Annotated in this window: 25 protein-coding genes and 1 tRNA gene; 8 read left to right on the top strand and 18 right to left on the bottom strand. The window is 72.1% G+C overall.

From position 1 onward, the window contains the following. The first annotated feature begins 27 nt into the window (after window positions 1–27). Window positions 28–885 carry a peptidoglycan-binding domain-containing protein gene (locus ACZ63H_RS01440; RefSeq protein WP_469861004.1) on the top strand — a complete coding sequence of 286 codons (858 nt, stop codon included), beginning with the start codon at window positions 28–30 and terminating at the stop codon, window positions 883–885. 53 nt (window positions 886–938) lie between these two features. On the opposite strand, the gene ACZ63H_RS01445 is transcribed toward ACZ63H_RS01440, so the two are convergent. Together ACZ63H_RS01445 and ACZ63H_RS01450 are read right to left on the bottom strand one after the other, a co-directional pair. Next, the gene (locus ACZ63H_RS01445) at window positions 939–1,607 is read right to left on the bottom strand and encodes an HAD family hydrolase (protein ID WP_469861006.1); all 669 of its coding nucleotides are present in this window, start codon (window positions 1,605–1,607) and stop codon (window positions 939–941) included. Between the two features lie 182 nt (window positions 1,608–1,789). Then, window positions 1,790–2,371: a TMEM165/GDT1 family protein gene (locus tag ACZ63H_RS01450; protein WP_469861008.1), complete on the bottom strand. Its 582-nt coding sequence runs from the start codon at window positions 2,369–2,371 to the stop codon at window positions 1,790–1,792. 381 nt (window positions 2,372–2,752) lie between these two features. Between ACZ63H_RS01450 and ACZ63H_RS01455 the strand changes: the two genes are divergently transcribed. Beyond that, window positions 2,753–3,397 carry an HNH endonuclease family protein gene (locus ACZ63H_RS01455; protein WP_469861010.1) on the top strand — a complete coding sequence of 215 codons (645 nt, stop codon included), beginning with the start codon at window positions 2,753–2,755 and terminating at the stop codon, window positions 3,395–3,397. Between the two features lie 13 nt (window positions 3,398–3,410). Here the strand turns inward: ACZ63H_RS01455 and ACZ63H_RS01460 are convergent, their stop codons facing one another. From ACZ63H_RS01460 to ACZ63H_RS01470, 3 genes are all read right to left on the bottom strand, one after another. Beyond that, window positions 3,411–4,022 carry a DedA family protein gene (locus ACZ63H_RS01460; protein WP_467939475.1) on the bottom strand — a complete coding sequence of 204 codons (612 nt, stop codon included), beginning with the start codon at window positions 4,020–4,022 and terminating at the stop codon, window positions 3,411–3,413. 198 nt (window positions 4,023–4,220) lie between these two features. Next, on the bottom strand, window positions 4,221–4,676 hold the full coding sequence (locus ACZ63H_RS01465) for a DoxX family protein (protein WP_469861012.1): 456 nt from the start codon (window positions 4,674–4,676) through the stop codon (window positions 4,221–4,223). Window positions 4,677–4,802: 126 nt separating this feature from the next. After that, complete coding sequence (locus ACZ63H_RS01470) at window positions 4,803–5,033, bottom strand: DUF2277 domain-containing protein (RefSeq protein WP_469861014.1); 231 nt, start codon at window positions 5,031–5,033, stop codon at window positions 4,803–4,805. 93 nt (window positions 5,034–5,126) lie between these two features. Here ACZ63H_RS01470 and ACZ63H_RS01475 point away from each other — a divergent pair, with 93 nt between their 5' ends. Further along, window positions 5,127–6,026: a ketopantoate reductase family protein gene (locus ACZ63H_RS01475; protein WP_469861016.1), complete on the top strand. Its 900-nt coding sequence runs from the start codon at window positions 5,127–5,129 to the stop codon at window positions 6,024–6,026. A gap of 86 nt (window positions 6,027–6,112) precedes the next feature. Then, the gene (locus ACZ63H_RS01480; RefSeq protein ID WP_469861018.1) at window positions 6,113–6,451 is read left to right on the top strand and encodes a hypothetical protein; all 339 of its coding nucleotides are present in this window, start codon (window positions 6,113–6,115) and stop codon (window positions 6,449–6,451) included. A gap of 91 nt (window positions 6,452–6,542) precedes the next feature. Here ACZ63H_RS01480 and ACZ63H_RS01485 read toward each other — a convergent pair. Next, window positions 6,543–6,614, bottom strand: a tRNA-Val gene (locus ACZ63H_RS01485). A gap of 153 nt (window positions 6,615–6,767) precedes the next feature. Here ACZ63H_RS01485 and ACZ63H_RS01490 point away from each other — a divergent pair. Together ACZ63H_RS01490 and ACZ63H_RS01495 are read left to right on the top strand one after the other, a co-directional pair. Further along, window positions 6,768–8,162, top strand: a complete 1,395-nt coding sequence (locus ACZ63H_RS01490; RefSeq protein WP_469861020.1) for a hypothetical protein — start codon at window positions 6,768–6,770, stop codon at window positions 8,160–8,162. Between the two features lie 95 nt (window positions 8,163–8,257). Then, window positions 8,258–8,854 (top strand): DUF4383 domain-containing protein, encoded by a 597-nt coding sequence (locus tag ACZ63H_RS01495; protein ID WP_469861022.1) that lies wholly within the window; start codon window positions 8,258–8,260, stop codon window positions 8,852–8,854. Here ACZ63H_RS01495 and ACZ63H_RS01500 read toward each other — a convergent pair. From ACZ63H_RS01500 to ACZ63H_RS01510, 3 genes are all read right to left on the bottom strand, one after another. Next, entirely contained in the window at window positions 8,842–9,945 is a 1,104-nt protein-coding gene (locus ACZ63H_RS01500; protein WP_469861372.1) for an amidase domain-containing protein, read from the bottom strand. The two genes, ACZ63H_RS01495 and ACZ63H_RS01500, sit on opposite strands and share 13 nt — an antisense overlap. Before the next feature lie 187 nt (window positions 9,946–10,132). Continuing rightward, window positions 10,133–11,431, bottom strand: coding sequence for a polysaccharide deacetylase family protein (locus ACZ63H_RS01505; protein ID WP_469861024.1), 1,299 nt, complete (start codon window positions 11,429–11,431; stop codon window positions 10,133–10,135). Window positions 11,432–11,477: 46 nt separating this feature from the next. Further along, a complete protein-coding gene (locus ACZ63H_RS01510) occupies window positions 11,478–13,721 on the bottom strand; it encodes a transglycosylase domain-containing protein (RefSeq protein WP_469861026.1) in 2,244 nt (747 codons plus the stop codon). A gap of 177 nt (window positions 13,722–13,898) precedes the next feature. Between ACZ63H_RS01510 and ACZ63H_RS01515 the strand changes: the two genes are divergently transcribed. Further along, window positions 13,899–14,111: an FmdB family zinc ribbon protein gene (locus tag ACZ63H_RS01515; protein ID WP_469861028.1), complete on the top strand. Its 213-nt coding sequence runs from the start codon at window positions 13,899–13,901 to the stop codon at window positions 14,109–14,111. On the opposite strand, the gene ACZ63H_RS01520 is transcribed toward ACZ63H_RS01515, so the two are convergent. From ACZ63H_RS01520 to ACZ63H_RS01530, 3 genes are read right to left on the bottom strand one after another with little or no spacing between them, the layout of a single operon-like run. After that, window positions 14,108–14,926 carry an HAD family hydrolase gene (locus tag ACZ63H_RS01520; protein ID WP_469861030.1) on the bottom strand — a complete coding sequence of 273 codons (819 nt, stop codon included), beginning with the start codon at window positions 14,924–14,926 and terminating at the stop codon, window positions 14,108–14,110. The two genes, ACZ63H_RS01515 and ACZ63H_RS01520, sit on opposite strands and share 4 nt — an antisense overlap. Then, complete coding sequence (locus tag ACZ63H_RS01525; RefSeq protein ID WP_469861032.1) at window positions 14,926–17,385, bottom strand: phosphoribosyltransferase; 2,460 nt, start codon at window positions 17,383–17,385, stop codon at window positions 14,926–14,928. The genes ACZ63H_RS01520 and ACZ63H_RS01525 overlap by 1 nt, the downstream gene beginning before the upstream one ends. A gap of 27 nt (window positions 17,386–17,412) precedes the next feature. Next, complete coding sequence (locus ACZ63H_RS01530) at window positions 17,413–18,579, bottom strand: HpcH/HpaI aldolase/citrate lyase family protein (protein WP_469861034.1); 1,167 nt, start codon at window positions 18,577–18,579, stop codon at window positions 17,413–17,415. Between the two features lie 174 nt (window positions 18,580–18,753). Between ACZ63H_RS01530 and ACZ63H_RS01535 the strand changes: the two genes are divergently transcribed. Next, the gene (locus ACZ63H_RS01535; RefSeq protein ID WP_469861036.1) at window positions 18,754–19,473 is read left to right on the top strand and encodes a TerD family protein; all 720 of its coding nucleotides are present in this window, start codon (window positions 18,754–18,756) and stop codon (window positions 19,471–19,473) included. Between the two features lie 15 nt (window positions 19,474–19,488). Here ACZ63H_RS01535 and ACZ63H_RS01540 read toward each other — a convergent pair whose 3' ends face one another. The 6 genes from ACZ63H_RS01540 to ACZ63H_RS01565 all read right to left on the bottom strand — a co-directional run bounded on the left by ACZ63H_RS01540 (window position 19,489) and on the right by ACZ63H_RS01565 (window position 23,971). Further along, on the bottom strand, window positions 19,489–20,226 hold the full coding sequence (locus ACZ63H_RS01540) for a TerD family protein (RefSeq protein ID WP_469861038.1): 738 nt from the start codon (window positions 20,224–20,226) through the stop codon (window positions 19,489–19,491). 88 nt (window positions 20,227–20,314) lie between these two features. Beyond that, window positions 20,315–21,454, bottom strand: coding sequence for a DUF475 domain-containing protein (locus ACZ63H_RS01545; RefSeq protein ID WP_469861040.1), 1,140 nt, complete (start codon window positions 21,452–21,454; stop codon window positions 20,315–20,317). 75 nt (window positions 21,455–21,529) lie between these two features. Continuing rightward, complete coding sequence (locus tag ACZ63H_RS01550) at window positions 21,530–22,108, bottom strand: TerD family protein (RefSeq protein WP_469861042.1); 579 nt, start codon at window positions 22,106–22,108, stop codon at window positions 21,530–21,532. A gap of 103 nt (window positions 22,109–22,211) precedes the next feature. Then, window positions 22,212–22,787 (bottom strand): TerD family protein, encoded by a 576-nt coding sequence (locus ACZ63H_RS01555; protein WP_467939508.1) that lies wholly within the window; start codon window positions 22,785–22,787, stop codon window positions 22,212–22,214. A 135-nt stretch (window positions 22,788–22,922) separates the two neighbouring features. Continuing rightward, window positions 22,923–23,381: a peroxiredoxin gene (locus ACZ63H_RS01560; RefSeq protein WP_469861044.1), complete on the bottom strand. Its 459-nt coding sequence runs from the start codon at window positions 23,379–23,381 to the stop codon at window positions 22,923–22,925. Between the two features lie 152 nt (window positions 23,382–23,533). Then, window positions 23,534–23,971, bottom strand: coding sequence for a DUF3052 domain-containing protein (locus tag ACZ63H_RS01565; protein WP_467939512.1), 438 nt, complete (start codon window positions 23,969–23,971; stop codon window positions 23,534–23,536). Window positions 23,972–24,050: the final 79 nt, after the last annotated feature.

A 24,050-nucleotide genomic window follows, 5' to 3' on the forward strand; every position in this document is an offset into this window, starting at 1 on the left:
GAAGTTCCCGAGGGGAGGGGGACGGACGTGACGGGAGAGCGGGGCACCACGTGCCCGGAGTGCGGGACGCCGAGGGGGCCGGACAACACGCCGGCGTGCGACTGCACCGAGCGGGCGGCCGAGGCGCTGCGCGAGACGCGCACGGCGCAGGCCGCGGCGGCGGAGGACTTCGACCCGCTGCGGATACGTCCGTACGTCACGGCGGCATCCGCCACGACGGCCCTCCCGCCCGTGCGCACCGGCGCCCCCGGACCCCCGCTGCCGCCCGTGCCCGTCCCCCGGCCGCCGGCCCCGGACCGGGACGCCGGGCCCGGACCCCGCTCCCGCCGTACCGTGCTGCTCGTGGGCGCGGGCCTCGGTGCGGCCCTGCTGGCGGCGACCGCCTTCGCCCTGGTCTCCTACCGGACCCCGACCCACGACCGGGCGGCCCGGGAAATCAGGCAGAGCATCCCGGCCGAGCCGGCGACGACTCCCGCGTCACCCGTGGCACCGGCGCCCGCGGCTCCCCCGCCCGCTCCCCCGCCGTCCCCGCCGCTTCCGGCCACCCCGACGCCCTCGCCGGCCCCCACGTCACCGACCCCCACGCCCACACCGTCCCCGACCCGCTCCCCCACCCCGTCCCCCTCGGCATCCTCCGCCGCGCCGCCCACCCCGGCGCCGGCCCCGGTGCTGCGGCGCGGCGACAGCGGCCCGGAGGTGACGGAACTCCAGCAGCGCCTACGTCAGCTCAACCTCTACGGCGACCGGATCGACGGCACCTTCACCCGGCCCGTGGAGGACGCCGTACGCAACTACCAGCTGGCCCGGGGCGTCAGGGACGATCCCCTCGGCGAATACGGCCCGGCGACGAGAAGGAGCCTGGAGCGGGAGACCGAGGACCCCTGAGGCGGGCCCGGGGAGACGCGGGCCGCATCCGGTGCACGGCTCCGCCGCGCGGGTCAGCCGATCCGCAGGCGGAGCGTGCCGTCGGCGCCGGCCTCGACGGCCACCCGCGTGAGGTCCGGCACCGCCACGTCCGGCTCGTGGGCGACCGCCCGCGGCCCGATGCCCACGACCCGCATCCCCGCGGAGCGCCCCGCCGCGATCCCCGCGCCGGAGTCCTCGAACACGACGCAGTCGGCCGGATCGACCCCCAGCTCGGCCGCGCCCTTCAGGAAGCCCTCGGGGTCGGGCTTGCTCGCGCCGACCGACTCCGCGGTGATCCGGACCGCCGGCGGCTCCAGCCCGGCGGCGGTCATCCGCGCGGTCGCGAGCCCGAGGTCGGCCGAGGTCACCAGCGCGTGCGGAAGCCCCGCCAGCGACGCGAGGAACGCCCCGGCGCCGGGGATCTCGACCACGCCCTCCATGTCGGCGGTCTCCTCCGCGAGCATCCGCTCGTTCTCCGCGAAGTTCTCCTCCATCGGCCGGCCGGGCAGCAGCAGGGCCATGGACGCGTGCCCCTGGCGGCCGTGGATGACCCGCATCACCTCGTCGCCGTCCAGTCCGTGCCGCCCGGCCCAGCGCCGCCAGACCCGCTCGACCACGGCGTCCGAGTTGACGAGGGTGCCGTCCATGTCGAGCAGGAGGGCACGGCAGGTGAGGACGGTGGGCGTGGCGGTGGCCGGCATCGGCGAGCTCCAGGAGGGAGGAAGGCCCGTGTCGGGTGGGACGGCGGGAGGGACAAGGCGGCCCCGCCCGCCGGTCAGGGAGAACGGGCGGGAGCCACTTTGTTTCTCCACGGTACAAAACGGGGCCGTGTTTCCGCCACCGCCCCGGCGGGGATTCACCCCGCGTTCGCCCGCCCGCCCGCTCAGCCGGCCACCGCCTCCCACAGGCTCCACGCGCCGAGCGCCAGCATCAGCAGCGCCGCGATCTGGGTGATCAGCCGCAGCGGCACCCGCTTCATCAGGGCCTTTCCGCCGACGATGCCCAGTCCGGCGACGGCCCACAGACCGAGCACCGCGCCGAGGCCGACGGAGATCGGGTCGTCGTAGCGGGCGGCGAGGTTGGCGGTCATGATCTGGGTGAGATCACCGAACTCGGCCACCAGGATGAGCATGAAGCCGGTGCCCGCGACCTTCCAGAAGGACTGGTCGGCGGGCTTCTTGACCTCTTCCTCGCCGTCGTCCTTCTTCAGCAGGAGCATCGCGGCCCCGCCGAGGAAGAGCACGCCGGTGATCGCGTGCACGAGCTGCTGCGGCAGCAGGGTGAGCACGCTGCCGGCCGCGACGGCGAGGACGACGTGCAGCAGGAAGGCGGCGGCGACGCCCGCGAAGACGTACGAGGCGCGGTAGCGGGTGCCGAGGACGAGGCCGGCGAGCGCGGTCTTGTCCGGCAGCTCGGCGAGGAAGACGACGCCGAAGACGAGCGCCGTCACGGTGATGCTGATCAAGGTTCCTCAATCGGTCGGGCTGCCCGGCCGAGAGTGCGGTACGTCACGCGATGACACCTCGGCACGGCAGCGCTTTCGTCGCCCGGGCCCGGTGGGGCACGGACGTGCACTGCTTTGCCGAAGGTCTCGCTGGCGGTTCCTGTCGGAGGCCGCCTCCGGGCGCCGGCTCAGGCTCGCTGAGCAGTATGTCGACGGTCCGGCGAAGAGCTACTCCCCTTCTGCGCCTCCCATGGTACGGGATGTGAAAGTTCTGCCGTCAACCTTGTCTTGACATGATCACGTCACTACTTTCTTACCAAGCGCTCATCCGCCGGCAACCCCCCATCGCGAGCATTCCCTCGCTCGCACTCCAACACCCCCAGCTCCAAAGGGAGTTCACGCATGCCCACGTTCTACGCGCGTCGACGGACGAGCATCCTGGCCGCCCTCACCGGCCTGATCGCCTCCGTCGCCCTGTTCAACTCGCCGAACGCCTCCGCCGCCCTGCCCACGCCGGTCAGCGGCGCGACCGCGCGCGGCTACCTCGCCCAGCTCACCGTGGCCACGGAGGACCGCACCGGCTACAGCCGCGACCTGTTCCCGCACTGGATCACCATCAGCGGCACCTGCAACACCCGCGAGACGGTCCTGAAGCGGGACGGCACGAACGTCGTCACCGACTCCTCCTGCGCCTCGACCAGCGGCAGCTGGTACTCCCCGTACGACGGCGCGACCTGGACCGCGGCGTCCGACCTCGACATCGACCACCTCGTCCCGCTGGCCGAGGCGTGGGACTCGGGCGCGGGCAAGTGGACCACCGCGCAGCGGCAGGCCTTCGCCAACGACCTGACCCGGCCGCAGCTGATCGCCGTGACCGACAACGTCAACCAGGCGAAGGGGGACCAGGACCCGGCCACGTGGCTGCCGTCGCGGTCGGCGTACGTGTGCACGTACGTACGGGCGTGGGTGCAGGTGAAGTACTACTACGGCCTGTCGGTCGATCCGGCTGAGAAGAGCGCGCTCACGGATCGGCTGGCGGGCTGCTGAGGGCGCGCCCGCGTCAGGAGGCGGGCTTGCGCCGCATGAGGAAACCCGCCGCCGCCCCCGCCCCGAACAGCGCCGCCACCGACACCCCCGTGGCCAGCCAGGTGGCGCCGAGCCACTGGGCGCCGTAGTAGCCGAGGGCCACGCTGTAGGCCGCCCAGGACAGGCCCGCCAGGGCGGACCAGGGCAGGAAGTCGCGGGCGCGGCGGTGGGCGGCGCCGGCGCAGAAGGAGACGACCGAGCGGCCGGCGGGGGCGAAGCGGGCGAGGACGACCAGGGCGCCGCCGCCCCGGGCGAGGGCCTCACCGAGACGTTCCTGCGCGGAGGTGAGCCTGCGGGAGCGGGCTATGGCCCGGTCCAGCCGTTCGCCGCCCCGCCAGGCGAGGCGGTAGGCCACCAGGTCACCGAGGACCGAGGCCGTGGCGGCGGACAGGATCAGGGCCAGGATGTCCGGCACCTCGTGCGCGACCTGGCCGGCCGCGCCGGTGCCGGCGGCCGCCGCCGTGCCGGCCGTGATGACCAGCACTCCGCTGGGCAGGACCGGCAGGAACACGTCGAGCAGCACCGAGACGGCCACCACGGCATAGATCCACGGCCCGGCCGCGAGCGACCCCACGCTTTCCCACACGACGACTCCCGACATTCCCCCGTTGACGGCTGTACAGCGTACGCGGGGGGTGTGACAGGAGATTCGCTGGGGGTTCGGGAAGCGATCACGGGACGTGCGCGGCGGCCCGCCTCTCACCGGCGGGCCGCTGCGCACGGGCGGAACCGAACTGTGCACGGGCGGCCGGTTCTCGACGCCGGCCGCCCGTGCCGTGTGGACTCAGGCGGCCACGGGGGTCTGCTCGGCCGTCGCGCCGCCCTCCGGCGCGGGGCGCCGGGCGAGGAGGCGGTCCAGGCCGAAGGCGCCGGAGCCGGTGAAGACCAGCAGCAGGAACGACCAGCAGAACAGCACCGACAGCTCGCCGCCGTTCTGTATCGGCCACAGCGCGGCCTGCTGGTGGACGTCGAAGTAGGCGTAGGCCATCGAGCCGGAGGCGACCAGTGCGGCCCCCCGGGTGCCGAGACCGAGCAGCACCAGGGTGCCGGCCACGAGCTGGATCACAGCCGCGTACCAGCCGGGCCAGGTGCCGGCCGCGAGCGTGCCGCCGTTGGTGCCGGCGGCGCCGCCGAGGACGCCGAACAGGGAGGCGGTGCCGTGCACGGCGAAGAGCAGGCCGATGACGACGCGGAAGAGCCCCAGGGCATAGGGCTGAGCGGAATTGAGACGAGCGGACATGTGGGGACGACTCCTCTTCGGTGTCTGGCCGGCGGGGACTGGGGACGGCCGGCCATGGGGAACGGGGTACCGAATCGAGCCAAGGTTAGGGGTACCTAATCAGTACTTGCAAGTTCAACATCTAGCCTATTTTCGGCCACCTCCGGTTCGCTCCCGCACCTCCAGCGCCCCCAGCAGTTCCGCCGTGGCGCGGGCCACGGCGTCCACCGCCGCGTCGAAGGCCTCGCGGTTGTGGGCGGCGGGCGCCCTGAAGCCCGAGACCTTGCGGACGTACTGCAGCGCGGCCGCGCGGATGTCCTCGTCCGTGGCCTCACCGGGCAGCACGGGCGGGCGCAGCGTCTTGATGCTTCGGCACATGCGCCCAGTCTCGCGCCGGCCGCCGTGCCCTGCGATGATCACCGCGAAGGCGGCCACCGACTCCCGGGGCCGACCGTCGAAGGGAACAACTCCATGACGCATCCGCTCACCGTGGCCGTCCTCGGCCCCGGCGGCACCGGCGGCCTGCTCGCCGCCCTGCTGTCCCGTTCCGGCCACCGGGTGATCTGCCTGGCCGGCCGGGCGACGGCCGACGCGCTGCGCCGCACCGGCATCACGGTCCACAGCCCGCAGTTCGGCGACTTCACCGCCGCCGTCGACGCGGACACCGCGCTGCGCGTGCCGGTGGACGCCTGCCTGGTCACCGTCAAGCACACCGCGCTCGACGCCGCTCTGACCCGCGTCCCGCCCGCCGTGCTCGGCGACGCCCTGATCGTCCCGCTGCTGAACGGCGTCGAGCACCCGGCGGCCCTGCGCGCCCGATACCGGCCCGACCGGGTCGCACCGGGCGTGATCCGCGTGGAGTCCACGCGCGTCGCGCCGGGCGTGATCGAACACGGCAGCCCGTTCACCGAGATCGATCTGGCCGGAAACGGCGTACCGCGCGACCGGCTCGATGTGCTGGCCGCCCTGCTCCGGGAGGCCGGCACGGCCGCGCGGGTGGCCGGGGACGAGACGGCGGCGCTCTGGGCCAAGATGGCGTTCCTCGCCCCGTTCGCCCTGCTCACCACCCGCTACGGCGTCCCCCTCGGTACCGCCCGCACCCGGTACCGCGCCGAGCTGGAGGCACTGGTCGCCGAGACGGCCGCCGTGGGCCGCGCGTGCGGCGCCCCCGCCGATCCCGGCCGGGCCCTGGCCCGGTACGACACCTTCCCGCCCGCCGCCAGGTCGTCCATGCAGCGCGACGCCGAGGCGGGCCGTCCGCTGGAGCTGGACGCCATCGGCGGCGCCCTGCTCAGGGCGGCCGAACGGCACGGCGTGCCGGTGCCGGTGGCGCGGCGGCTGGTGGGAGAGCTGCGGGCGGCGGGATACTGACCACCGGTCACTCGTACGGCCGAAACCCCACCCGTACCCCTGGTTCCGGCTCGCCCCGGTAATTCGAACAGGCGTACCATTGCCGTGTGGCTACGACCTATGAATTCCCCAGTGACCTCCTCGCCGGCCAGGAGGAGCTGCATCAGGTCCGGGCCGAGTTGTCGGCCCTGCTCAAGCGGCTGCCCTGGTCGGTCGAGCCGCTGGACGGCTTCAGCGACGACAACGGCTGGCGCAAGGTGGAGCGGCCCGCGTCCCCCGGCTGGACGGAGGACGAGCAGGCCCAGGTGGAGAAGCTGCGGCGGCGCGAGCACGAGCTGGCGGTGTTCGTCAGCACCCACCGGTTCTGGACGGAGGTCCCGGCGGCGGACCGGATGGACGCCCGCACCCGGCTGAAGCACGTCCGCGAGGAGCCGGCCGGGGAATAGCCGGCACGCGGGGATCTCGGACACGGGGAAACGGAAGATACGGAAGATACGCAAACGGCCCCTCGGAGACTTCTCCGAGGGGCCGGATCTGTGGGCGCGGACGGTTTCGAACCGCCGACATCCTGCTTGTAAGGCAGGCGCTCTACCCCTGAGCTACGCACCCGGGACAGGTCGACAGCCTACATGGCCCGGCGGCCCGCACCGCAAACAGACGGCGACGTCACGCGCGGGGAGCGAACCGGCCGGCCCGTGTGTTCGTCTCCCCCGGGTGGGAGAATGACACCACCCAGGGCGAACCACCACACGGGAGAGGAATGTGACGGCGACACCGGGCACGCCAGCGACACCGCCGTACCCGCCGCCGTCCGCCGCCCGGCCCCGGCACGGCCGCCGCGCCCTGCGGGACGCCCTCGCCCTCCTGGTCCTGCCGGTGCTGGCCGCGCCGCCGCTGGCCGCCGCGTTCGCCGGCGGGGGCACCCGGCGCTGGTTCGGCGGCCGTGCGGAGAACCAGCGCGCCGAGGCCCAGGCCGCCAAGGACGCCGCCGCGGCGGCCTTCTACGAACTCGACACCGCCCAGCGGGACCTGCGGATCCCGGTGGAGACCATCGCCGCGGTGGACGACTCCCCCGCCGCCCGCCGCGCCGTCACGGACTTCGCGGCGCTCGGGCAGCGCATCGACGAGGCCAGCCGGCGGTACATCGAGGCCGTGGACGCCCACGACCTGGACCGGGACGGCCTGGAGGCGGGCCCGGCCGCCCGGGCGCGCGCCGAACTGGGCGCGGCCCGGGACGAACTGCTGCGGGCGCGGCGGGAGCTGGAGGAGTTCGGGCGCTCGCTCGGGCCGCTGCTGGACAAGGCGGAGACCCGGCTGGCCCGGCTGGCGCCCGCCGTGGAGCGGGCCCGGCAGTCGCTGCTGGCCGCGAGCGACGCCCTGGACGCCGTGCGCGCGCGGGGCCTGCGCGCCGACGACCTGGCCGCACGGCTCGCGGCCCTGTCCCCGGAGCTGACCCGGCTGAACCAGGGCGCCGGGCAGCACGGCGTGGACGCCACGCTGGAGCGGGCCGAGCGGGTGCAGCGGGAGGCCGGGGCGATCCGGGCCGAGGCCGAGCGGCTGCCGGAGCGGGCCGCCGAGATCGACCACCGGCTGGTGTCCCTGCGCACCCGGGCCCAGGCGCTGACCACCCGGGCCGGACAGGTCGAGCCGGTCCTCAGCGAGCTGCGCCGCCGGTTCACCGCCGCCTGCTGGCAGGACCTCCAGCGGGTGCCCGCGCTCACGGCGGAGAACGTGCGGCAGGCCGAGCTGAGGCTGGCGGAGGCCCGGACCGCGCGGGACGACCAGCGGTGGGCGGACGCCACCGCGCTGCTGGCGACCGCCCGGGCGCTGCTGAACGCCACCGACGAGGCGGTGTCGGCCGCCGGCGACCGCCTGGCCCGGCTGAACGCCGTGCAGAAGGACCCGCGGGAGGAGATCGAGCGGACCCGGTTCGCGATCCGGGACGCCCAGCGGCTGGCGATGGCGGGCCGTACGACGCCCGACCCCCGGCACGCCCGGCCGCTGGACGACGCGGTGGCCCGGCTGGAGCGGGCGGTCGGCACGCTGACGGAACGGCACCCGGACTACTGGCACTTCCTGGGCGAGACGGAAGCGGTGCGGCAGAGCGTGGCGCGGGTGGTGGCGCTGATCCGCGAGGAGCGGGGCGCCGGGCACTGAACCGCGCGGACCGCCGCGTGTTGCCGCCCGGCGGAGCCGGACGGATAGTGAAGGAACGAGACGGACGGCCTCCGCTAGCGCCCGAGGAGGCGGACATGGCCACACACGCAGTGCGGACGAGGAACGCCCGGGAGCGCAAGCGGACCCGGCTGGACGACCACCTGCCCGTGGATCACCGGCTCAACCGGGTCTACCGCGTCGGCGCGGGTGTGATCGGCGCGTTCCTGGTCGCCTTCGGCATTCTCGGCCTGCTGGACCAGATCGGCTTCTTCAGCACGGGCGGCAACCAGGTCGCCGGACTGAACACCAACGGCGCGCTCAGCGTGCTGTCGATCTGCATCGGCCTGCTGCTGCTGGCGGGCGCGGCCGTCGGCGGGAACTTCGCGTCCACCCTGAACATGGTCCTCGGCGTGCTGTTCCTGCTGAACGGCTTCCTGTTCCTCGGCCTGCTGGACACCGGGAGCAATTTCCTGGCCTTCAAGATCCAGAACGTGTACTTCAGCTTCGTCGTCGGCCTGCTGCTGATGACCTTCGGCATGTACGGCCGGGTCGGGCACGCGCTGCCGCACGACAACCCCTACTGGCGGGCCCGCCACCCCGAGGCCTCCCCGCCGGAGCGGCGGACGCTGCACGAACGGGAGGAGGACGGCCGGCGGCAGGGCCCGCGGCGGGGTCCGGATCAGGTCCGGTAGGCGTAGAACGCCGCGTTCGGGTACGAGGCGACGAGGCTGGCCACCGACCGGTTGTAGGTGTTGGTCGAGTGGTAGCTCACGTACGGCACGCCCCGGTAGTCCCGGGAGGTGACGATCATCGAGTGGTCCTTGGACCCGTCCCGGTTGAAGTCCACCTGGAGCACGTCGCCGAGGTCCATCTGGTAGACGTTGGCGAGGCTGGTGACCCGCTTGGAGGACAGGGCGAACCAGGAGAACTCGTTCACGCCGACGAAGGAGTCCGACTGGATCTCGGAGTTGCCGAACCACTTGTGGAAGTCGTACGTGTACCCGGGCACGTGCTTCCAGCCGCCGGCCTTCAGGGCCTGGCTGACGAAGTTGGTGCAGTCGCCCCCGGCGCCCTGGCCGTTGAAGTTGGGGTAGTCCGGGTTGTAGTTGTTCCAGTACTTCTGCGCGTAGGCGACCATGGCCTTGTAGTCGTAGCCGCTCGCGGTGAAGTTCTTCGGGTTGGCGGGCGCCGGCCTGGTGGTGGCGGCGCGGGCCGCGCTCGGCGGGCCGTCGTCCTCGGCCGCGGTCCGCGGCTTGGCGACCTCCGGCTTGGCGACCTGGTTCACGGCGAGGTAGCCGTCGTCGGTGTCGCGGATGCCGGTGAGCCGCCAGTCGCCGTGCCGGTCGGCCGTGAAGCTCAGTTCGTGGTGCGCCTGGAAGCCGGTCGACTTCGGGCTCTTCTCGGCGGCCTTGCCGTACGTCAGCGTCGTGGTCTCGGTGACGGCGACCTTCGCGTGCCGGCCCTTCACCCGGGTCGCGTCGAGCGTGACCTTGGTGCTGCCCGCGCGGTACGTCTCGCCCAGCCGGGCGAGCCGGCCGCGGCGGTCGCTCAGCTCCTTCAGCGCCGACTTCTGCTCCCGCGTCTGTCCGCCGGACAGCCGCACGGACCCGGAGAAGCCGGCCGTGTGCCGGGTCTCCTTGGTTCCGGCGCCTTCCACCAGGGCCTGCGTGCGGTCGGTGAAGACCGCGTCGGCCAGTCGCTGGAAGGTCGCCTTGGTGGCCGCGTCCACCGTCGGGTCGTCGGTCACCGCGGCGCCCGCGCTCCAGTTCGGCACCAGGGCCACGCCGGCGACCACCGAGGCGGCCGCGGCGGTCACTATGGCGGTACGGCGCCGACTACGGCTCAGTCTTCTGGATTTCAATGATGTTCCCCTCTACGCCGGTACACCTACCGGGCGAGGGGCATCTTCGCATGGCCGGTACACCGGATGTGAAGAGGGGCGCACAAGCGGAATCGGCCGTGCTGACTTGTTATTTGACGACCGCCGACCAGTCCGGCGACTGGGCCGGGTCGAGGCTGCGCAGCGCGGCCAGGGTCGACGGCTTCTGCGCGTCGAGCCAGTCGGCCAGCTCCTTGAAGGACACGCACTTGACGCCCTTCTTGGTGCACACGTTCTTGACCACCTGGTCGATGGCCTTCATGTAGATGCCGCCGTTCCAGTCCTCGAAGTGGTTGCCGATGAACAGCGGCGCGCGGCTGCCGTAGTAGACCCGGTTGAAGCCGGCCATGTACGAGTCGACGGTCTGCTGCTCCCACTGGGGGAACCTGGCGGGATCGCCCTGCGTCTCGCCCTCGGACTGGTTGTACAGGAAGTTGAAGTCCATGGACAGGCCCTGGTACTTGCCGCTCTCGTACGGCAGCATCTGCAGCGGGAAGTCCCATATGCCGTTCTTCTTGGCGGGCCATATCTGGAAGTCGCCCGGGGAGCTGGCGTCGTAGCGCCAGCCGTAGCCCTTGATGGCCTTCAGCAGGTTCGGCTGGCCCTCCAGGCAGGGCGCCCGGCCGCCGACGACCTCCTTCTTGAAGTCGAAGGGCAGCGGGGGCAGGTCGGTGAAACCGGTGTTGGTCTTCCAGTGCTCCGCGAAGTCGAAGAACTGGTCGATCTCGCTCTTCCACTGACCCACGCTCCAGTCGCCGCCGCCCTTGGCGTCGCAGAAGTGGCCGTTGAAGTGGGTGCCGATCTCGTTGCCGTCCTCGTACGCCTTGGACAACTGCTCCACGGTGGTGCGGATGTGGTCGTCGGTGGCGTAGTCGATCGCTGCGTCGCCCGGGGAGTGCATCGGGCCGTGGTACTGCGCCTTCTTGCTCTTGGGCAGCAGGTAGATGCCGGTGAGGAAGAAGGTCATGTGGGCGTCGTACTGCTTGGCCAGCTCCCGGTAGTGCGAGAACAGGTGGTCCCCGCCCTCCAGCGCGCCGTCCCAGGAGAACACCACGAACTGGGGCGGCTTCTCCCCGGGCTTGAGCGGCTCGGGCTTCAACTGCCGCTTCTGCGGGCCCGTGTAGGAGGTCGAGCCGTCCCCGAGGACCTTGACCTTGCCGTCCCACGACGGGGTCGGGCTGGGTTTGGGCGCGGCCGTTCTCGGCTTCCTGCCGGTCGCGGCGGCCGGGGTGTTGTCGCTGTCCGAGCCGGACAGCGCCAGGAACCCGGCCACCAGGGAGGCCACGACGAGGAGCGCGGCCAGTGTCAGGACCTGGGGGCGGGTGGCGCGGGGCGCGCCGCGGCGGCGGGGGGCTCGACGGCGGCCTGACGACGACATCTTGCGGGACATGCGCGGCTCATTCTGGGGAAGGGGAGGGTAGACGGGTGATCCCTGCTCAGCCGAGGCCCGTCGCGGCCGACCAGAGGGCGTACGGGACGCTGTGGGCGGACCCGGCCAGCCCCCTGAGCGGCAGTGGCTCCAGGGACTTGGCCAGGTCGATCCGGTAGACGACGATCGCGGTGGACACGGCGTCGGCCGTGCCCACGTACCAGGCGGCGGTGTCCTTCTCGTTGCCGCCGGCCTTCCCCGACACCCCGGACCGGCCGGCCGCCGCGTCGGGGTGGGCGGTGCGGAAGGAGTCGGTGAGCGCCTCGGTGACCCGCTCGGCCACCCGGGCGCCGACGGCCCGCCTGGGATGCGGGGTGTTCAGCGCGACGGGGGCGCCGTTGCGGGTGATCCGGCGCACCGAGTACGGCTCGGTGTGGTTGCCCCCGGCGGCGAAGGTGGCGTAACCGCTCGCCATCCGGATCGCGCTGGGCGTGGAGGTGCCCAGCGACAGCCCGGGCACCTGGGGGCCCATGCTGGAGCGCAGCAGCCCCGAGGCCACGGCGGTGTCACGCACCTTGTCCAGGCCGGCGTCCATGCCGAGCTGCATGAACGGGGTGTTCACCGACTTGGCGAGCGCCTCGCGCAGGGTGATCTTCCCGTAGGACTTCCCGCCGTCGTTGCGGGCGGCGACCTTCTTGCCGCTGCGGTCCCAGTACGGCCCCTCGGGCGTGGTGACGGGCACGCCGTCGTCGCCGTCGTAGACGCTGTCCGGGCCGACGGGGGTCGCGGGGCCGCTGCGCGTCTTGTGGACACCGTGTTCGAGTCCGGCGGCGTAGACGAACGGCAGGAACGCGGTGCCGGCCGGGACCGTGGTGGCGTTGGACTCGTTGTAGCCCTGCTTGCGGTGGTCCGGGCCGCCGTAGACGGCGAGCACCCGGCCGTCCGCGGCCACCGAGGCGGCGCCGTAGTGGCCGCTCTCCGCCACCTCGGGATCGTTCGCCCTCGCCTCCTTGCGGGCCTTGGCGACGGCGTCGGTGAGCGCCCGCTCCCGCTTGCGGTCGAAGGTCGTGTAGATCTGGTAGCCGCCCAGGTCGAACTGCTTGTCCGTCAGGTGCGCGGCCTTCTTGGCGTACTGCGACGCCAGTTCCACCAGGTAGTCGCTCTGCTCGCCGGTGTCGTACAGCGGGTTGGTCTTCAGCGGGTCGGGGAACTTCGTGTACTTCGCCCGCTCCCGCGGCGACAGCTTGCCGATCTTGACCATCCGGTCCAGGGTCCACGACCAGCGCTCCACCGCGCGGGCGCGGTTGGCCTTGCCGAGCGTGGGGTCGTACAGCCCGGCGCCCTTGAGCAGCGAGGCGAGCATGGCCGCCTCGGAGACGTTGAGCCTGCCGACGTCCTTGCCGTAGTAGGCCTGGGCGGCGCGCTGGATGCCGTAGGTGCCGCGGCCGAACCAGCTGGTGTTGAGATAACCCTCCAGGATCTCGTCCTTGCTCATCTTGTTGTCGAGCTTGAGGGCGATCATCGCCTCGGTGAATTTGCGGCTGACCGTCTGGTTCTGCGTCAGGTAAACGTTTTTCACATACTGCTGGGTAATGGTGGAACCGCCCTCGGTGTCCCCCTCGCCCACCGTGCGGAACAGCGCCCGGCTGATGCCTTTGAGGGATATGCCCGGGTCCGAGTAGAAGCTCTCGTTCTCCGCCGCGAGGACCGCCCAGCGCACGTCCTGCGGGATGTCCTTCAGCGGCATCGCCTGCCGCTGCACCCAGCCCGTGCGGGCCATGGGCGTGCCGTCGGACCAGAAGTAGACGTTGTCCTGCTGGGTGGCGTACGAGTTGATGTTGGCCGGGATGTCCGTCATCGCGTAGGCGGTGACCAGGAACGCGCCGAGCAGGCCGAACGAGGTCAGGACGGCGCCGATCCACTGGCGCCAGGAGGGCATCCAGCGGCGCCAGCCGGTGCGGCCCGGGCGCGGGTAGACGGGCTTCAGGCGGCGCGCGTAGGGGGCTATTCGGCGCGCGTACGGGGCGAGCGGCCCGAGCCGGCGGAAGGAGGCGGCCGCGGCCGCCCCCGGCTCGGCGGCGCGCTTCCGGCCTCCGGTGCGCTCCCGGGCGGCGGAGCGCGCGCCGCGCCGGCGCTCGGCCCGGCCGCCGGCCGGCGCGGGCGTCCCGGGCGGCGGGGGGACCCGCAACTGCATCGTCTCGTCCGCCCGGAGGGCGTCGACTCTCAGGTGCAGGGTCTCGTCGGCGCCCGCCGGCTCCTCGCCACGGCCACCGGTCACGGTGCCGTCCTCCCCCTGCGACGCATCGGTCACGCCTGCGTCTCCCTCCGCACTCGGTCTCGCTCGCGCGGGTGAGCTGAGCATCCTCGCCACGGCGTTCACAAATTATCAGTAACGTTTTCGAATGCCCTGCACATATGCCGGACGGATGGCAGCACTCGTGAAACATCGAGCTGCCCCCGACACGCCCCCGACGGCTAACCTGGGCCCATGCCTCGCTACGAGTACCGCTGCCGGAGCTGCGGCGACACGTTCGAACTGAACCGTCCGATGGCGGAGTCCGCCGACCCCGCGACGTGCCCCGCCGGGCACGACGACACGGTGAAACTCTTGTCCACGGTGGCCGTGGGGGGCGTCGCCGGCGCCCCCGCCCCCCGGGCGGGCGGGGGCGGCGGGTGCTGCGGCGGCGGGTGCTGCGGCTAGCCCCGCCCGGGGTCCCGGGCCGTTCTCAGGAACTCCCGCAGGATCCGCTCCCCCGCCAGTACGCCCCGTTCCGGCAGGGCGGTGATCCCGGGGGCCGTCCAGCCGGAGTCGGCCAGTTCGCCGTGACCGGGGCGCCAGCCCCGGTCCGCCGCCAGGAGCAGGTCGGTGTCCAGCAGCGAGTCCCCGGCGGCCAGGGTGAGGTCCGCGCCGGTGCGGCGGGCGACCTCGCGGACGGCGGCGCCCTTGGTGAGCGGCTTGGGCACGGCGTAGATCTTGCGGCCCTGGAGCGAGACGGTCCAGCCCCGGTCCTCCGCCCACACCGCCAGCTCCTTCACCCAGTCCTCGGGCAGCAGCTCGCGCTCCACCACCAGATAGGCGAACAGGTCCTCGGCGGCCCGGTGCCTGCGCACCCACACCGGGTCGGCGGAGCGCAGCAGGTGCTCGCGGACCTCCGCCAGCGGCGCGCACTCGTCGGCGAGCCGCGCCAGCACCCGCGCGTGCCAGTCGGCGTCGGTGACCCCGTCGACCAGCAGATGGCCGCCGTTGGCGCAGATCGCGTACCGCGGCGGCGGGCCGGGGAGGTTGATGCGCTGGTACTGCTTGCGCGTCCGGGTCGTCGTCGGCACGAACACGGCCGCGTCGCCGAGGCCGGCCAGCAGATCGGCCGCCGTCTCCGTCATGAAGGACAGCGGCCTGGCCTCGTGCACCTCCACGCACAGCAGCCGGGGCGCCCGGGCGTCCGGCATGGTCAGCGCGAGGGCCGCCGCGGAGTAGATCAGCGTCCGGTCGAGATCGCTCGCCACCAGCACCGGCATCAGACGTGCACCGCCCTTCCGTCGGCGCCCGTGGCACCGCGTGTGTACTTGGGGTGGATCAGCCCGACGCAGCTGTACGGCAGCTCGCCGACCTCCTCCACCGGGACGCCCCGCTGCCCGGCGAGCAGGCGTACGTGGTCCAGGTCGGCGCCGGCGCCCGCGCGGGCCAGGATCTTCCACGGCACCCGGCGCAGCAGCACCCGGGTGGTCTCGCCGACGCCCGGCTTGACGAGGTTCACGTCGTGGATGCCGTACTCCTCGCTGATCCGCTCCACCGCCCGCCAGCCCGCCCAGGTCGGGGTGCGGTCCGTGGCGCGCAGTTCCCCGACCGCGCCGGCCACGGTGCCGGCGACCTCCTCGAACCGGGCGCAGACGGCGTCGAGGAAGGCCCCGGAGACGTCGGCGCCGGCCAGTTCGCGGTAGAACTTCGCGCCGTGGTAGTCGTCCGGGCCGACCAGGTCCGCGCGCAGCACCGTGCGCGAGACCAGCCCGGACACCGTGGAGTTGAGGCACGCGGAGGGGATCAGGAAGTCCTCCCGGGTGCCGTAGGTGCGCACGCAGGAGCCGGGGTCGGCGAGGACGGCGATCTCCGGGTCGAACCCGCTGACGCCCTGCTCCTTCTCGAACTCGGCCACGGCCTCGGCGAGTTCCCGGGTGATGGCGCCCTTGCCGGTCCAGCCGTCGACGAAGACGACGTCCCGGGGGTCGTGGTGGGCGGCCAGCCAGCGCAGCGCGTTGGTGTCGATGCCCCGGCCGCGCACGATCGACACGGCGTAGTGCGGCAGGTCCAGGCCGTGCCGGAGGCGCGCCCAGCGGCGCATCAGAATGCCCACCGGGGTGCCCGCGCGGGCCAGGGAGACCAGCACCGGGCGGGGCGAGCGCTCGCCGATCACCATCTCGGTGACGACGCCCACCGCCCGCGCCAGCCGGGCCGCCGACGCCTCCAGGGCCGCGTGGAACAGCTCCTGGTACCGCTCGCTGGGCTGGTACTCCACCGGCAGCGACTCGGCGTAGTGCGCGCCGCCGCTCTGGACGGCCTCCTCGCGTTCCTCGGTCGGCGCCTCCAGGGGCACGTCGGACAGGTCCTGGAGCAGCCAGCCGACCTCCTCGGGCGCGTACGAGGAGAACGCGGGGCCGCGGAGGGGCTCGGGCAGCATGGCCGGCCTTTCGGGGACGTGCGGGACGTACGACGGTACGACCGCGAGCAGAACGTGCGGGACCCACTCGGCGAGCCGGGCCGGCAGGCCGTCGGGCGCGTGCAGGGCGGGGGTGTCGGCGACGGAGTCGACCACGGCCACGACGGCGTCGAAGCCGGCGCCGGCCACGTTGTAGGCGTAGCGCTCGCCGGGGCCGTCCGCCGGGTCGTCGTGGGCGGGGAAGACGAGGCGGGTGCGGATCGCGTAGCCCGGGTCGTCCACCGCGAGGACGGGCGACCGGGTGGTGGTGGAGAACCGCACCTCGGCGTCCGTACCGCGCTCCAGCTCCCGCGCGAGCCGCAGCGGCGCGTACATCAGCTCCTCGGAGCCGAGCACGAGCACGCGGCGGGCGTCGCCGGGCAGGGCGTCCCGGATCCGGGCGGCCATGGCGGGGAGCGCGGCCTCCAGGCGGGCGCGGTGGGCGGGGGTGAACCCGTGCCGGCCGCCGTCGGGGAGGCCGGCGGGCCAGCGCAGGTCGACCTTCGTGACCCGGTCCGGCCGAGGCTGCCTCCCGGGGGCGCCGGCCACGGCGGAGTCGCGCCCGGCGGACTCGCACTCGGCGACCAGCCGCTGCCCCTTCTCCAGCACTCCTTCCGGCAGCTCCACGGTCCCGGAAGCGAGGGCGACCACGTCCACCCGCGCCCCGATCTCCGCGGCGAACCGCTCCAGCCGGGCCGTGTCCCCGGCCGACCGCATGTCCACCAGGGCCACCACCACGTAGCGCCGGCGCGGATACCGCGCGTGCAGGTCACGGATGGTGTTCAGCACGGTGTTGCCGGTGGAGAACTCGTCGTCCACCAGCACCAGCGGCCCCGGGCCGGACAGCAGCCCCGGGTCCTCGGGGAGCAGCAGGTGCGACGTGGCGTGGGAGTGCGACTCCTCGAACCCGCCCGCGCGGGCGACCCCGCGCACCGGCCGCCGCGTGGAGTGCAGGTACGGCACCGCGCCGAGCCCGTCCGCCACGGAGTGCCCGAGCCCGGTCGCGGTCTCGGCGTACCCGAGGACGACCGCGTCCGCCGCCTCGGCGCCGAGCAGCGCGGCGACCCGGCGGCCCAGGTCCAGGCCGTGGTCGTAGACCACGGACGGCGACTGCGGGACGTGTTTGCCGAGGACGTGGGAGACGAGCAGGTGGGCCCGCTTGGGGTTGCGGCGCAGGGCGAGCCCGAGCAGGGCCGTCAGCCCGTCGTCGCCCACGAGCCGGACCCCGAGTCGCTCGGCGACCCAGCCGCCGGACCAGACCCCGTCGTTCACTGCGTTCTTCATGCGTTCCTTGGTCAGGTGGAGAAAGGTTCAGCCGGGTATGCCGGCGGCGAGCAGTTCCACGAAGCCGACGTCCTCGTGGGCGACGCCGAACACCTCGGCCCGCAGCAGGGTCCGCTCGGCCCAGGCGCGGTGCGGCTTCACCTCGTTCATCTTGTTCGTGTAGGCCGACCGCAGTACACCCCCGCCGCCGCGCTCCGGCCGCAGGATGTCCTGGGCGTCGCTGAACTCCTCGTGACTGACCACGGAGAGCGCGTGCACGGGCAGGACGTGGGAGGGGTGGATGCAGGTCTTGCCCAGCAGGCCGTTGGCCTGGTCCAGGGAGATCTCCCTCAGCAGCCCGTCCATGGCGTGGGCGATCAGCCGGTCGCGCAGCTCGGCGGCCTGCACCTGGAGGAAGGGGCTCTGCCGCAGCTGCGGCTTGAACATGCGTTCCGAGGCGCGGAAGTACTCCCAGACCGGGCCGGTGACGGTGAACCCCGTGCCGTCGGCCCGGCCGAGCATGTTCACGACGTCGGCGATCACGGAGGCGACCAGCTGGACGTCGTAGGCGGTCATGTCGGGGGCCCGGCGCAGGCCGTAGGAGGAGCAGAAGTCGGTGACGCCGAGGCGCAGGGCCAGTACCCGGTCGCGGTACTTGTCGACCGCCCGGAAGATGCCTTCCAGGGTCTCCACGCGCGACTCGCGGTACAGCAGCTCGGGGGACTCCAGGACGGGCATGGCGAAGAGCCGCCGGCCGCAGGCGCCCTCCGCCGCCGTCAGGGCCTCCAGGAAGGGCACGCCGCGTTCCTCGGTGAACTTGGGCAGCACGAACCCGGACAGCAGGCGCCCGGCCGGGCCGAGGCGGCGGACCAGGTCGGGTATCTGCTCGGGGGTGCGCACCCGGATGAACAGCAGCGGCGGTTCGGCCGCGGGCCGGGCGGCGAGGTCGGCGAACTGCCGGACGAGGTTCTCCTCGCCCGCCGCCACGTCCGCGTCGCCGATCGAGTCCTCCAGGCACAGCACCATCGACACCACGCCGCTCCCGGCCTGCTTGACGATGTCGTCCGCGAGCCGGGGCCGGGTCGCCGGGCTGTACAGCGTGGCGCCCAGGGCCGCGGAGAGCAGCCGGGCCGGGGAGCCGGCGGTGAACGCGCACGGCTCCTGATGGAAGAGGCGCTTCCGCACCTCGGGGGCGATGTGCCCGAAATGACGCATAGGACTCCCTTTGGACTCCGGCCAAACCTCTGGGTTCGGTAAAGGGTGGCCGGTAATAGTACGTAGGGACCCATGTCGGAGGTTCCCCGCGGGCATGAATTTCCGGTAACTCCCCCGTGCCGGCTCCACCGCCCCGCATTGTCGTGACCAGGACCGAGAGGGCAGGATGACCGCATGACGCACGCGATGCTGAAGGGGTCGAACGTCCCGCTGGAGGCCACCACGGTACGCGCCGTGCTGCGCTGGACACCCGGGCAGCTCGTGCCGGACGTGGATGTGTCGGCGCTGCTGCTGGGCCCCGACGGCCGTGTGCGCTCCGACGAGGACTTCGTCTTCTACAACCAGCCCCGGCACCCCTCCGGGGCGGTGTGGCGGCTGGGCAAGGAGCGGGTCGCCGAGGGACTGACCGACACGATCCGGACAGACCTGGGCGGGGTCGAGCCGGGCATCTCCCGGATCCTGCTGGTCGCCTCCGCCGACGGGGTCTCCTTCGACCGGGTGCCGGCGCTGGGCATCTCGATCCACGACGCCGCGGTCGCCGACGGGGAGCCGCTGGCCCGGTTCGACATCAAGCCGGAGACCGGGTCCGAGACGGCGCTGATCTGCGGGGAGCTGTACCGGCGCGGGGAGGGCTGGAAGTTCCGGGCGCTGGGCGAGGGCTACTCCAACGGGCTGAAGGGGCTCGCGACGGACTTCGGCATCTCGGTGGACGAGTCGGAGGCGGCCGAGGAGGAGCCGCCGACCTCCGCCCTGCCGTTGCCCCCGGCAGTCCCGGCGGTCCCGGCGGTCCCGGCGGTCCCGGCGTACGGGTACCCGCAGCCGGTGCCGGCGGCTTCCGTGGGGGACGGGTACTTCCGGATGCCGCCGCAAGGGCCCCAGTTCATCGGGCGGTAGGGGGAGGCGGTCCGTTCACCGGTCCACCTTCGTCTTGTAGCCCCTGCCCCACTGGAGGCCCCAGCCGTAGAGGCGGTCCAGTTCGCCCTGGAAGCCGTAGACGAACTTGACCTCGCGGCGCACGATCAGTTCGTCCTTGACGTTCTCCAGGAGGACGACGGCGCAGGAGCGGGCCTGGGGGTGGCGTTCGTCCAGGCCGATCTCGATGCGGGGGCCGTTGCCCGGGTAGAGGGTGACCACGGCGTGGGTGCGGTCGAAGGCGGGCGTCTGGTCGTAGATGTAGACGAAGACCAGCAGCCGCTTGATCTCCTCGCGGTGGTCGAGGTTGACGTACATCGTCTCGCCGGACCCGGAGCCGAACCGGTCGTCGCCGCTGAGCTTGATGTACGGCGGTGCGTTGACGTCGCCGAGGTAGCCGCCGAGCGGCTGGACGACCCCCTTGCTGCCGTCGGTGAGTTCGTACAGGCAGCCGAGGTCGAGGTCGACGTTGACCATGCTCTGGCCGTGGCCCAGGATCTCCGGTGGCTTCAGCGCCTTGAAGGGGTGGCGCAGCAGGCTGGTGCGGGCGGACCCGTCGAAGTCGGAGGTCCGCATCCGCCAGGTGAGGTTGACCCGCAGGTTGCCGGTGGCCGCGCCCTGCTTGGTGAGGGACACCGTCGGGTGCCGCCTGGTCAGCTCGATGGCGTTGGTGGCCGCGCTGCCCGAGTCGAAGTCGGCGGCACGCCCGCCGAGCAGTCCGTCGAAGAAACCCATTCCCGCCCCCAGGTACCCGTTGTGACACCGACGGGGCGGCCGACCGCGTCGGCCGCCCCGCTCAGAGCGTTCCTCAACCGCCGGGGTGTCACACCCCGGAGGACACTTCGGCCTTCTGGCCGCCGCCCTCGCCCGCGGCGGCCAGGGCGCGGTTGCGGCGGACAGAGGAGAAGAAGGACGCGGCGATCAGGACGACACCGATGGAGCCGGTGATGACCTCGTGGATCTCGTACTGGATGGTGATCAGGAGGACCACGGCGAGGGCGCCGATGGCGTAGTGGGCGCCGTGCTCCAGGTAGACGTAGTCGTCCAGCGTGCCCTGGCGGACCAGGTAGACGGTCAGCGAACGGACGTACATCGCGCCGATGCCGAGGCCGAGGGCCATCAGGACGATGTCGTTGGTGACGGCGAAGGCGCCGATCACCCCGTCGAAGGAGAAGGACGCGTCCAGGACCTCCAGGTAGAGGAACATGAAGAACGCGGCCTGGCCGGCCAGCACGATCGCGGGCTTCTTCCTGCCGCTGCGGGCGGCCTCCTCCTCCTGCTCGTGCTCGCGCTCCTCCTCTTCCTCCAGCTTGTCCTCGAAGTAGCCGGAGAGACCGCCGACGACCATGTAGGTGATCAGGCCGGCGATGCCGGAGATCAGGACCGTCTGGGCCTTGTCGACGTGCAGGCCGCCGTGCTGGTGGGCGTGGGTGGCGACGGTGAAGGCCGTGATCAGCAGGACGACCAGGGCGATGCAGACCGACAGCATGTCGACCTTGCCGAGCTTGGCCAGGGGCCGCTCGAGCCAGCGCAGCCACTGGATGTCCCGGTCCTCGAAGATGAAGTCGAGGAAGATCATCAGCAGGAACATGCCACCGAACGCGGCGATCGCCGGGTGGGCGTCGGTGACCAGCTGCTCGTAGCGGACCTTGTTATTGATCGCGAGGTCGACGGCCTCGACCGGGCCCATCTTGGCGCTGATGGCGACGATGACGACGGGGAAGACCAGCCGCATGCCGAAGACGGCGATGAGCACGCCGACCGTGAGGAAGATCTTCTGCCAGAAGGGGCTCATCTTCTTCAGGATTCCGGCGTTGACCACCGCGTTGTCGAAGGACAACGAGATCTCCAGGACGGCCAGGATCGCCACGACCCCGAAGCCGGTCCATCCCCCGTAGAACGCCGCCGCGATCAGACCGAGCACGGTGATCGCGAAGGACCATCCGAAGGTTTTGAGAAGCACTGGCTACCCCATCATCCGTTGAGGCCCCTCCCGGACGAATTCCGAGGAGAGTTCTCCCCCGCGCGGTACGCGGCTTTACGAAACGTTGACTCCGAAGTCTAGAGCGATGCCCCGCAAGCCCGACGCGTACCCCTGACCGACCGCACGGAACTTCCATTCGCCCTGATGGCGATACAGCTCACCGAAGATCATCGCGGTTTCGGTGGAGGCGTCCTCGCTGAGGTCGTAGCGGGCCAGTTCCTGGCCGTCGGCCCGGTTGACCACGCGGATGAAGGCGTTGGAGACCTGGCCGAAGGTCTGGCCGCGCTCGTCCGCCAGGTGGATGGAGACCGGGAAGACGATCTTCTCGCAGTGGAGCGGGACCTTGGCGAGGTCCACCAGGACCGACTCGTCGTCGCCCTCGCCCTCACCGGTGAGGTTGTCGCCGGTGTGCTCCACCGAGCCGTCGGGGCTCGTGAGCTGGTTGTAGAAGACGAACCACTCGTCGCCCAGCACCCGGTTGCCGGCCCCGCACAGCAGCGCGCTGGCGTCCAGGTCGAAGGGGGCTCCGGTGGTGGAGCGCGCGTCCCAGCCGAGCCCGATCAGGACGTTGGTGAGGTTCGGTGCGGCCTTGGAGAGGGAGACGTTGCCTCCCTTGGCGAGCGTGACGCCCATGCTGGTCCTCCCCTGCTGGTGCCTGTCCTGGTTGTCCTGCGCGTCCGGCGCCGCCCGTGAACGGTGCGGCGCCGGATGCCGGGGGTGTCCTGACGTGCGGGGATCAGACGTTGACGCCGAAGTCCTGGGCGATGCCGCGCAGGCCGGAGGCGTAGCCCTGGCCGATGGCCCGGAACTTCCACTCCGTGCCGTGGCGGTACAGCTCGCCGAAGACCATGGCGGTCTCGGTGGAGGCGTCCTCGCTCAGGTCGTAGCGCGCGATCTCGGCGCCGCCGGCCTGGTTGACGACGCGGATGAAGGCGTTGCGGACCTGGCCGAAGGACTGCTGGCGGTTCTCGGCGTCGTAGATCGACACCGGGAAGACGATCTTGTCGACGTCGGCCGGGACGCCGGCCAGGTTCACCTTGATCTGCTCGTCGTCGCCCTCGCCCTCACCGGTGAGGTTGTCACCGGTGTGCTCGACCGAGCCGTCGGGGCTCTTGAGGTTGTTGAAGAAGACGAAGTGCTGGTCGCTGATGACCTTGCCGGCGTTGTCGAGCAGCAGCGCGCTCGCGTCGAGGTCGAAGTCGGTGCCGGTCGTGGTGCGCACGTCCCACCCCAGACCGACGATGACCGCGGTCAGGCCCGGGGCCTCCTTCGTCAGCGATACGTTGCCGCCCTTGCTGAGGCTGACTCCCACGGGTCCTCCATGTGGTGTTCAGGGGCGGGGAGCCCCGTCGTGCTTCGGATATGGGATCAACGTGCCGATCCTAGTGACGGGTTCCCGCCCCCCGCGGACCTTGGCCGAGGAAACCCGGATGTCGGCCCGCCTGGCTCACAGGGTGTCGAGCGCCTTCACGTAGTCGCCGAGGTCACGGGCGTCCGGCAGGCCGTTGACCACGGTCCACCGCACGACGCCCTCCTTGTCGATGACGAAGGTGCCCCGGACGGCACAGCCCTTGTCCTCGTCGAAGACGCCGTAGGCGCGCGAGACCTCGCCGTGCGGCCAGAAGTCGCTCAGCAGCGGGTACTCCAGGCCCTCCTGCTCGGCGAAGACGCGCAGGGTGTGGATGGAGTCGTTGGAGACGGCGAGCAGCTGGGTGTCGCGCTCCGTGAACTTGGGCAGGTTGTCCCGCAGCTCGCACAGCTCGCCGGTGCACACGCCGGTGAAGGCGAACGGGTAGAAGAGCAGGACCACGTTCTTCTCGCCGCGGAAGTCCGAGAGCTTCACAGCGCGGCCGTGGTTGTCCTTGAGCTCGAAATCGGGCGCCTTGTCGCCGACCTGGATCGCCATCGTCGTGCATCCCTTCGGTGGGCCGTTCCGGGTGGAGTACGGGTGAACGCACAAGCGCTCGGGTCCACCCTACGCAGCGGTCGCCGGAGGGTACGCGGCGGCCGGGCCGGGCCCGGTGGGGCCCCGCCCGGCCGGCGGTCAGCCGTACACGGTCACCGCTTGGACTTGGCGGCCTTGGGCGTCGCCAGACGCGAGCCGCTCCAGTCCTTGCCCACGCTGATGCCCTTCGACGCCGTCAGGCCGGCCGTCGAGGCGGCGTCCTGGATGTCGCTCGGTTCCACATACCCCGCACGGCCGGTCTTCGGCGTGAGGAGCAGGATCGCGCCGCCCTCTTCGATGTACGTGGTGGCATCCACCAGCGCATCCGTCAGGTCGCCGTCGTCGTCACGGAACCACAGCACAACGGCGTCGGCCACGTCGTCGTAGTCCTCGTCCACGAGGTCAGTCCCGGTGACTTCCTCGATGGCCTCGCGGAGCTCCTGATCGACGTCGTCGTCGTAGCCGATCTCCTGGACCACCTGCCCGGGCTGGAACCCCAGCCTGGCGGCAGGGTTCGTCCGCTCCTCCGCGTGGTCCGCGGTCGCGCTCACGGGTTGCCTCCTGATCATGTCTTGTCGAGTATCTCAGCCACGCGCGTGCGCGAAGCATTGGCCGTAGTCCACACGGGCG

Source organism: Streptomyces sp. NPDC104831 (assembly GCF_055583025.1).

Bases quoted from the DNA above. Each gene is read 5' to 3' on its own strand.
- ACZ63H_RS01495 (WP_469861022.1), top strand. From the start codon at position 8,258: ATGGCCACACACGCAGTGCGGACGAGGAACGCCCGGGAGCGCAAGCGG.
- ACZ63H_RS01505 (WP_469861024.1), bottom strand. From the start codon at position 11,431: ATGTCCCGCAAGATGTCGTCGTCAGGCCGCCGTCGAGCCCCCCGCCGC.
- ACZ63H_RS01470 (WP_469861014.1), bottom strand. From the start codon at position 5,033: ATGTGCCGAAGCATCAAGACGCTGCGCCCGCCCGTGCTGCCCGGTGAG.
- ACZ63H_RS01465 (WP_469861012.1), bottom strand. From the start codon at position 4,676: ATGTCCGCTCGTCTCAATTCCGCTCAGCCCTATGCCCTGGGGCTCTTC.
- ACZ63H_RS01530 (WP_469861034.1), bottom strand. From the start codon at position 18,579: ATGCGTCATTTCGGGCACATCGCCCCCGAGGTGCGGAAGCGCCTCTTC.
- ACZ63H_RS01520 (WP_469861030.1), bottom strand. From the start codon at position 14,926: ATGCCGGTGCTGGTGGCGAGCGATCTCGACCGGACGCTGATCTACTCC.
- ACZ63H_RS01540 (WP_469861038.1), bottom strand. From the start codon at position 20,226: ATGGGTTTCTTCGACGGACTGCTCGGCGGGCGTGCCGCCGACTTCGAC.
- ACZ63H_RS01475 (WP_469861016.1), top strand. From the start codon at position 5,127: ATGACGCATCCGCTCACCGTGGCCGTCCTCGGCCCCGGCGGCACCGGC.
- ACZ63H_RS01525 (WP_469861032.1), bottom strand. From the start codon at position 17,385: ATGAAGAACGCAGTGAACGACGGGGTCTGGTCCGGCGGCTGGGTCGCC.
- ACZ63H_RS01550 (WP_469861042.1), bottom strand. From the start codon at position 22,108: ATGGGCGTCACGCTCGCCAAGGGAGGCAACGTCTCCCTCTCCAAGGCC.
- ACZ63H_RS01515 (WP_469861028.1), top strand. From the start codon at position 13,899: ATGCCTCGCTACGAGTACCGCTGCCGGAGCTGCGGCGACACGTTCGAA.
- ACZ63H_RS01445 (WP_469861006.1), bottom strand. From the start codon at position 1,607: ATGCCGGCCACCGCCACGCCCACCGTCCTCACCTGCCGTGCCCTCCTG.
- ACZ63H_RS01560 (WP_469861044.1), bottom strand. From the start codon at position 23,381: ATGGCGATCCAGGTCGGCGACAAGGCGCCCGATTTCGAGCTCAAGGAC.
- ACZ63H_RS01455 (WP_469861010.1), top strand. From the start codon at position 2,753: ATGCCCACGTTCTACGCGCGTCGACGGACGAGCATCCTGGCCGCCCTC.
- ACZ63H_RS01535 (WP_469861036.1), top strand. From the start codon at position 18,754: ATGACGCACGCGATGCTGAAGGGGTCGAACGTCCCGCTGGAGGCCACC.